Here is a 7,430-nt window from a genome sequence, read left to right as displayed (position 1 = left end):
GGGGGGGGCGGGGGCCGCGCGGCGTCACGGTCATGTGGGCGGCACCACCAGACCGGTCTGGACGAGCCGGACGCCGCGCCGGGTGACGAGCTGGGCGCGGCCGACCGGCAGGGTGCGCGGTTTGGCCTCGCCGAGGAACTTGCCCTCCTCCTTGGGGTAGGAGAACAGCAGGGCGGGGTTGCCGAGTTCCCACAGGCGCCGCAGCATCGGGTCCATCATGGCGCGCATGGCGCCCGAGGTGCTGCGGGCGACGACAACGTGCAGGCCGATGTGCGTGCCCTGCGCGAGGAGCTGGGTGAGCGGGCCGACCGGCGAGGCCATCCCCGGCGCGCCGGTGACCAGGTCGTAGTCGTCGATGAGCACGAACAGCTTGGGTCCGCTCCACCAGTCGCGCGCTTCGAGCTGCTCCGGTGTGACATCGGGCCCGGGGACGCGCTTGCCGACGGAGACGGCCGCGTTGTTCGACAGCTGGACGAGGGCCTCGGAGTCCACCACGTAGCCGACGCGGTACTCCTCGGGCACGGACTTCAGCAGGCCGCGGCCCGGGTCGGCGACCATGATGCGGGCCTCGTCCGGTGTGTAGCGCGAGGTGATGCCGTTGATGACGAGGCGCAGTGCGTTGGTCTTGCCGGTCTCGCCGTCGCCCAGCACCATCAGGTGCGGGGTCGCGCCGAAGTCGTGCCAGTACGGGGCGAGGCGCTGCTCGTCGAGGCCGATGCAGACCCTGAGGTCGTCGGTGCCCTCGGCGGCCGGCAGCTGGGTGACGGGCAGTTCGGTGGGCAGCAGCCGTACGCCGGGCGCGGAGCGGCCCGTCCAGAACGTGTCGATCTCCACGACGGCGGACTTGGTCGCGACGGTCAGGTCGGCGGTCCCGGAGGAGCCGTCGAGGCGCGGTATCGCGGAGAGGAAGTGGTGGCCGGCCGAGGTGAGGCCGCGGCCCGGCTGGTGCGGGACGCCCGCGGCGGCCTTGTTGCCGACCTCGGACTCCATCGAGTCGCCGAGGCGCAGTTCGAACTTGGTGCCGAGCATGTCCCGCAGGCGGGAGCGGATCTCCGACCAGCGCACCGCGGACGCGACGACGTGCAGGCCGAACGAGAGGCCGCGGGCGGCGAGTTCGTTGACGCGCGGCTCCAGATCCTCGAAGTCCTGGCGCAGGGTCCCCCAGCCGTCCACGACGAGGAAGACGTCACCGTACGGGTCGTCGATCTCGCCGCTCGCGCGCAGGGCGCGGTAGGCGGCCATCGACTCCAGGCCGCGCGAGGTGAACAGCTGCTCGCGGCGTTCGAGCAGCTGCGTCAGCTCGGCCACCGTACGCAGCACCCGGTCGCGCTCCAGGCGGGTGGCGACGGAGCCGACGTGCGGCAGGCCCGCGGTCGACACGAGACCGCCGCCGCCGAAGTCGAGGCAGTAGAACTGCACCTCTTCCGGGGTGTGGGTGAGGGCGAGCGACAGCATCAGGCTGCGCAGCATGGTCGACTTGCCGGTCTGCGGGGCGCCCACCAGGCCGATGTGCCCGTCGGCGCCCGACAGGTCCGCGACCAGCAGTTCGCGCAGCTGCTCGAAGGGCCGGTCCACCATGCCGAGCGGGATGCGCAGCGAGCCGAGCGCCGGGTGCCCGAGGGCCGTCATGCCGCGCACCGGGTCGGGGACGATGCCGGGCAGCAGCTGGTCGAGGCTGGGCGGGGACGTGAGCGGCGGCAGCCACACCTGCCGGGCGGGCGGACCGCTCTCCTCCAGGCGGTCCACGAGGACTTCGAGGAGGCTCTCGTCGCTCTCCTCCGCTCCCTGGCCCTCGTCGCCGCCGGTGCCCAGGGACTGCTGGGCGAGCGCGGCGAGTTCCTCGTCCTCGCGCGCGGAGCGCAGCTCGCCGCTCTGGGCGAGGCCGAACGGGACGACCTCCGTGGAGAGTTCGCCGCCCTCCGCGTACGGGTCGCCGGTGCCGGTCGGCGCGGGCGCCGCACCCGAGACGTACGCCGCCTTGAAGCGCACCAGGTTGGTGGTGTCGACCTTCAGGTAGCCGTTGCCGGGCGCGGACGGCAGCTCGTAGGCGTTGGACACGCCGATCACACTGCGGGACTCCATCGAGGAGAACGTCCGCAGCGCGATCCGGTAGGACAGGTGGCCCTCGACCTTGTGGATGCGGCTCTCGTCCAGGCGCTGCGAGGCGAGCAGCAGGTGCACGCCGAGGCTTCGGCCGAGGCGGCCGATCGACACGAACAGGTCGACGAACTCGGGCTTGCTGGCGAGCAGTTCGGAGAACTCGTCGACGATGATCAGCAGCGAGGGCAGCGGCGTCAACTCGGCGCCCGCGCCGCGCGCCTTCTCGTAGTCGAAGAGGGACGCGTAGCCCGACTCGCGCAGCAGCTCCTGGCGGCGGATCATCTCGCCGTTGATGGAGTCGCGCATCCGGTCCACGAGGTGGATCTCGTCCGCGAGGTTGGTGATGACGGCCGACGTGTGCGGCAGCCGGTCCATGTTGAGGAAGGTGGCGCCGCCCTTGAAGTCCACCAGGACCAGGTTGAGGACCTCGGAGGAGTGGGTGGCGACGAGGCCCATCACCAGGGTGCGCAGCAGCTCGCTCTTGCCGGAGCCGGTCGCGCCGATCAGGAGGCCGTGCGGGCCCATGCCGCCCTGCGCGGACTCCTTGATGTCGAGCTGGACGACCTCGCCGTCGTCGGTCACGCCGAGCGGCACCATCAGGCGGGCGGCCTGCTCGGTGCGCGGGCGCCACTTGGCGGGCACGTCGAAGGTGTGCGGGTCGCGGATGCCGAGCAGCGCCGTCAGGTCGAAGTCGGAGTCGAGGGCGCGGTCCGACAGGTCGACGCTGCCGCCGGTGCGCATCGGCGCGAGGATGCGCGCCAGGTTGTCGGCCGCGGTCGCGGTGAGCGTGTCCGCGCGCGCCGTCACCATGTCGCTGCCGCTCGGGAACTCCACCTCGCCGCCGCGCGCCGTCAGGCGCAGCACCTTGGGGCCGCCCGTCATGGCGCCCGTCGCGTCCAGCAGCACGACGCCCCGGATACCCCCGCCGATGAGGCGCGAACCGTCGGGGATGCGTACGCCCTGCGCGACGATCACCACCAGCGGCTCCATCACACCGGGCGTGGAGGCCGGATCGTGGTCGGGCCTGCCCTGCACGTCCTGGCCGAGCAGGTCGAACAGGGCGTCGTAGTCGTCCGAGCACAGCCGTACGGGCCCCGCGTCGTCCTGCTCGGACGGGTGGGCGTTGTGCGGCAGCCACTTCAGCCAGTCCCACTCGGCGCGCCCCTGCTCGTCGGCGAGGACCGCGATGCGCAGTTCGTCGGGCGAGTGGAAGACGGCGAGCTGGGCGAGCATCGCCCGGATCAGGCCGAGCGCGCTCTCGGCCTCGCCCGCGAACTCGACGCTCGTGAAGCGGCCGAGCGCCACCGGCACCGGCAGGCCGGGCACGGTCTGGTGGGCGCGGGTGAAGCGGCGCAGCGAGATCGCGGACAGCGGCTCCAGGTCCTCCACGGGCTTGGTCTGCGGCGGCAGGAACTGCAACGCGGCCCTGCGCACGCCGAGGCCGATCCGCACCCGGCCGAAGTCCTCGTGCGCGGGTCGCCGTTCCCACAGCCGGGGGCCGAGCGCGAGCGCCCACAGGTCGGGAGCCTCGGGGTTGTCCCACAGCAGCGAGGCGCGCTGCTCCTCGGCGGCCTGCCGGGCCTGGATGCGCTTCTGGGTCAGGTAGCGGAGGTAGTCGCGGCGTTCGGCGCGCATCCGTTTACGCCGCTCCGCGCTGTTCCGGCCGACCTGGGTGAGCGTCATGCTCACCATGGCGACGGCCATCATGCCCGACATCATGTACGTCGTCGGGCCGCCGCCGCGCAGGGAGAACATCAGGACCATCGCGCCGGCGCCGAGCCCCATCGGCAAGTACATGAGGGCAGAGCCGAAGTCCGCCGTCGCCGGCTCTCCCAGCACCGGGGGCTCGGCCAGCTCGACCTGGCCCTCGGGCATGTGGGGTGCCTCGGCACGTGGCGGGCGCTTAGCGACCACGGTGCTCAAATCGGCCCTCTTTCCTGCTCCACGCGCGCTTTATGGGTTATCAACTATAGGGATGCCTGAGCAACTCGCACCCACCCCCCGGTAAATCTTGGGAGTCTCCCGCGAGGGCGAATTTGTGTACAAACAGACAGCGTCGAGGTCACGTAAGGACAAACGGGCCATCCCCCACACATCTGGACAAAGATGACGTTCCGTTACCCCCTGTACGCCCCTACTTGCCCTGGAGTAGCCGGGATTCCGCATGGGGTGGGCGGCAGAGCGGAGCATACGGCTCCGCCCATCGAATTCCTGGACATGAATTCATGCGGAATTCCCCGCGGGGAGCCGCCGCCGAGACACACCGGGACGGGCTGTGACAAACCTCATGCGCTCGGTCGAGAACGCGGACGGCACGCGGTAAAAGTCACACCCGCGCGCCGAAAAGCGGGCGCGGCGACCGCAATACCCCACAACCGGCGCACCGTTGCACTGCCGCACCGGACCGGCCCCGCCGGCTACGCCTCGGGACGGGCGGGCGGCCGTCCGCGCACCGGTGACCACGCCGGTTGCCCGACGGCGCCGGTGCGCCGGGCACCGCGTCTGCGGCGGACACCGCCGGGGGCGAAGGGCGCGCCCGGGGCAACCGCTCGCGGGCGGTTCCCCGCGGCCAACCGGGCGGCGGGGCGGGCACGGCGGCGCCGCTTCCGTTTCCGTGTCCGCCCGGCCTCCGCTTCCGCGCGGCCGAACGCGGCGCCGGGAGCGCGGGCGCGCCGAGGCGTCGGCGGCGGCCAAGTCAGGCCCGCCGCACGCCGGTTCAGGCGGGCTTGCGCGCGACGCCCGCGTAGAAGCCGATCTGCTCGGACCCCTCGGGCGGCGGGCCGTCCGGGCGCCAGAACGGGGCCTGGGCCAAGCCGGGTTCCACCAGCGCGAAGTCGCCGAAGAACGCCTCGACCTCGGCGCGGGACCGCAGGTTCAGCCTGGCCGTGGCCTGGTCGTAGACCGCCTGCGCCGCGTCCCGGGCCGCGAAGTCGCCGGTCGCGTGCGAGAGGACGAGGAAGCTGCCGGGCGGGAGCGCGTCGCGCAGGGTGGCGACGATCCGCCCGGGCTCGTCGGCCGGGGCGAGGAAGTGGACGACGGCGACCAGGAGCAGCGCGACCGGCTCGCCGAAGTCGATGACCCGGCGCACGTCGGGGTGGTCCAGCAGGGCCGCCGGGTCCCGCAGGTCGCCGAGCACGACACTGGTCGCGGCCGAGGGGCCGAGCAGCACATCGGCGTACGTGTTGACGATCGGGTCGTTGTCGACATACGCGATCCGCACACCTGGCGCCGCCTGCCGGGCGATCTCGTGCACGTTCGGCGAGGTGGGCAGCCCGGAGCCGATGTCGAGGATCTGCCGTACGCCACCGCCGACCACATACTCGACGGCGCGCCGCAGGAACTCCCGGTTGGCCCGCACCCCGATCCGCGCCTCGGGCGCCACCGCGATCAACTGCTCCCCGGCCGCGCGGTCCAGCTCGTAATTGTTCTTGCCACCGAGCAGATAGTCGTAGACGCGCGCCGGATGCGGCTTGCTGGTGTCGATCTCGTCGCGGTGGAAACTCCTCCGAGCCATCCCGCACGCCTCCCCACAGCCACCGGGGCCCCCGGACCCGCACGCCCCACCGCGAACAGCTTCCCACACACCCCGGGCGCACGGACCGGGCGCGCCCGCGGAAGAGGGGGGCGGGCGGCGTCGGCTGTCGCAGGGCGGGCCGCTACGCGTCCTTGTCGAGAGGGGAGTCGAGGCCGGCCGGGAGTGCGGCGCCCGCCAGGTAGCGTTCGAGCATCTCGCGTCGAGCCGCCAACTGTGCTTCCTGCTCGGCCAGTTGGTCGCGGACCTGCCGGACGCGGCGGAGGAGGCCGGCGCAGTCCCCCGCCGGCCGCTCCACCCCCGCGCAGGGGACGATGTCCCGGACGACCTCGGACGACAGGCCCGCGCGGTACAGGTCCTGGATGAAGGCCACGCGGCGCACGGCCTCCTCGTCGTACTCCCGATAGCCGTTGGCGAGGCGTTCGGGCGCGAGCAGGCCCTGTTCCTCGTAGTACCGCAGCGCGCGGGTGCTGGTCCCGGTCGCCCTGGAGAGTTCCCCGATCCGCACCGTTCCGCCGTTCCTTCCTCCGGGCCCCCGCCTGCGAGCTTGACATTGACGTCAACGTGAGACTTTAGCGTACCGGGCATGACGAGCACACGAATCCGGCAGTGGACCGGGGCCAGGGGCACAGCACTGATCACCGGGGCCGGAAGCGGCATCGGAGCCGCGATCACGGAGCAACTGGCGTCCCGGGGAGTGGACTTGGTGCTGGTGGCGCGCGACGTGGTGCGGCTGGAGGCGGTGGCCGCGCGGCTGCGCGCCGAGCACCGGGCCGAGGTGCGGACCGTGCCGCTGGACCTCTCCCGGCACGGCGCGCCCGCGCACCTGGCCGAACTCCTGCGCCAGAGCGGTACCGAGGTCGACATCCTGGTCAACAACGCCGCCGTCGCACTCGTCGGGGCGGTCGGTGACGCCGATCCGGCGCGGACCCGCGCGCTGGTCGACCTGAACGCCGGGGCGGTCGCGGAGACGACGGCGCTCTTCCTGCCCGGCATGCTCGCCCGCGGGCAGGGCGCGATCGTGAACATCGCGAGCACCGCCGCGTACGCGCCCGCGCCCTACAACGCGGCCTACGCGGCGTCGAAGGCGTTCGTCCTCTCCTTCAGCCGGGCGCTCTGGTACGAGACCCGGGGCACGGGCGTGCGTGTGGTGGCGGTCAGCCCCGGCGCGGTCGAGACCCCCATGAACCCCGGCCGCGGCCGGGGAAAGCGGCGGCCGGGACAGGTCGCCGACACGGTCGTGGCTGCTCTGCGCGGGCGTGCCCCCTCGGTTGTCGACGGCGGGGGCTACGCGCTCCAGGCCTTCGTGTTCAGCCGGGTGCTCCCGTGGCGGACAGCCGCTCGGCTCACCGGGAACTTCTTCCGCGCAGCCGCCCGGCGCGCGCGGCCCTGAGGTCGTCCCCGATGGGGCACAGGTCGCAGACTCTGACCGTCACCGCCTTGACAGGTGACGCGGAAGGGGTGACGCTGATACCGGTTACGGCGCCTGTCGCGCGCGGAGCGCGATCGCCGGAGGAGCGGAGGCCCCATGGAAGCCAGGATCACCACCGACAGCGCGGCGGCCGCACGGCGCGCCCGGTTCGGCACACTGCCCGAGCGCGTCCGCTACGAGGACCTGGTCGAGGAGCAGCAGGCCGTACCGAACGGCGCGACGAGGAACGGCCCCGATCCCGAGGCCTCGTGGAACCACTTCAACTGCCTGGCCCTGGACCTGGGGCTCTAGTAGGGCCTGGTCAGGTTCACTCGCCGGTGGCGTGTCCCTTTGATCGCTTGTTCCGTTGACCTGTTGTGATGGATG

5 protein-coding genes are annotated in these 7,430 nt (G+C 72.5%); 2 read left to right on the top strand and 3 right to left on the bottom strand.

What is annotated here, in order from left to right; all coding sequences use genetic code 11:
- Positions 1 to 30 precede the first annotated feature (30 nt).
- The 3 genes from eccCa to LCE31_RS33600 form a co-directional block, all read right to left on the bottom strand.
- Positions 31 to 3,975 carry a type VII secretion protein EccCa gene (eccCa, locus tag LCE31_RS33610; RefSeq protein ID WP_225021253.1) on the bottom strand — a complete coding sequence of 1,315 codons (3,945 nt, stop codon included), beginning with the start codon at positions 3,973 to 3,975 and terminating at the stop codon, positions 31 to 33.
- Between the two features lie 841 nt (positions 3,976 to 4,816).
- Positions 4,817 to 5,614: an SAM-dependent methyltransferase gene (locus tag LCE31_RS33605; RefSeq protein WP_225021251.1), complete on the bottom strand. Its 798-nt coding sequence runs from the start codon at positions 5,612 to 5,614 to the stop codon at positions 4,817 to 4,819.
- 142 nt (positions 5,615 to 5,756) lie between these two features.
- Entirely contained in the window at positions 5,757 to 6,140 is a 384-nt protein-coding gene (locus LCE31_RS33600) for a MerR family transcriptional regulator (protein ID WP_225021249.1), read from the bottom strand.
- A gap of 78 nt (positions 6,141 to 6,218) precedes the next feature.
- Here LCE31_RS33600 and LCE31_RS33595 point away from each other — a divergent pair, with 78 nt between their 5' ends.
- Complete coding sequence (locus tag LCE31_RS33595; protein WP_225021247.1) at positions 6,219 to 7,025, top strand: SDR family NAD(P)-dependent oxidoreductase; 807 nt, start codon at positions 6,219 to 6,221, stop codon at positions 7,023 to 7,025.
- Positions 7,026 to 7,160: 135 nt separating this feature from the next.
- Complete coding sequence (locus tag LCE31_RS33590) at positions 7,161 to 7,355, top strand: hypothetical protein (RefSeq protein WP_225021245.1); 195 nt, start codon at positions 7,161 to 7,163, stop codon at positions 7,353 to 7,355.
- The last annotated feature ends 75 nt before the right edge of the window (positions 7,356 to 7,430 follow it).

The organism is Streptomyces sp. 8L (assembly GCF_020176795.1).
Lineage (GTDB): Bacteria > Actinomycetota > Actinomycetes > Streptomycetales > Streptomycetaceae > Streptomyces.
This window is presented reverse-complemented; position numbering and strand designations above follow the sequence as displayed.

What these genes read in the sequence shown, in the direction of transcription:
- eccCa (WP_225021253.1), bottom strand. Translation starts at nt 3,975, where the DNA reads ATGCCCGAGGGCCAGGTCGAGCTGGCCGAGCCCCCGGTGCTGGGAGAG.
- LCE31_RS33605 (WP_225021251.1), bottom strand. Translation starts at nt 5,614, where the DNA reads ATGGCTCGGAGGAGTTTCCACCGCGACGAGATCGACACCAGCAAGCCG.
- LCE31_RS33595 (WP_225021247.1), top strand. Translation starts at nt 6,219, where the DNA reads ATGACGAGCACACGAATCCGGCAGTGGACCGGGGCCAGGGGCACAGCA.
- LCE31_RS33590 (WP_225021245.1), top strand. Translation starts at nt 7,161, where the DNA reads ATGGAAGCCAGGATCACCACCGACAGCGCGGCGGCCGCACGGCGCGCC.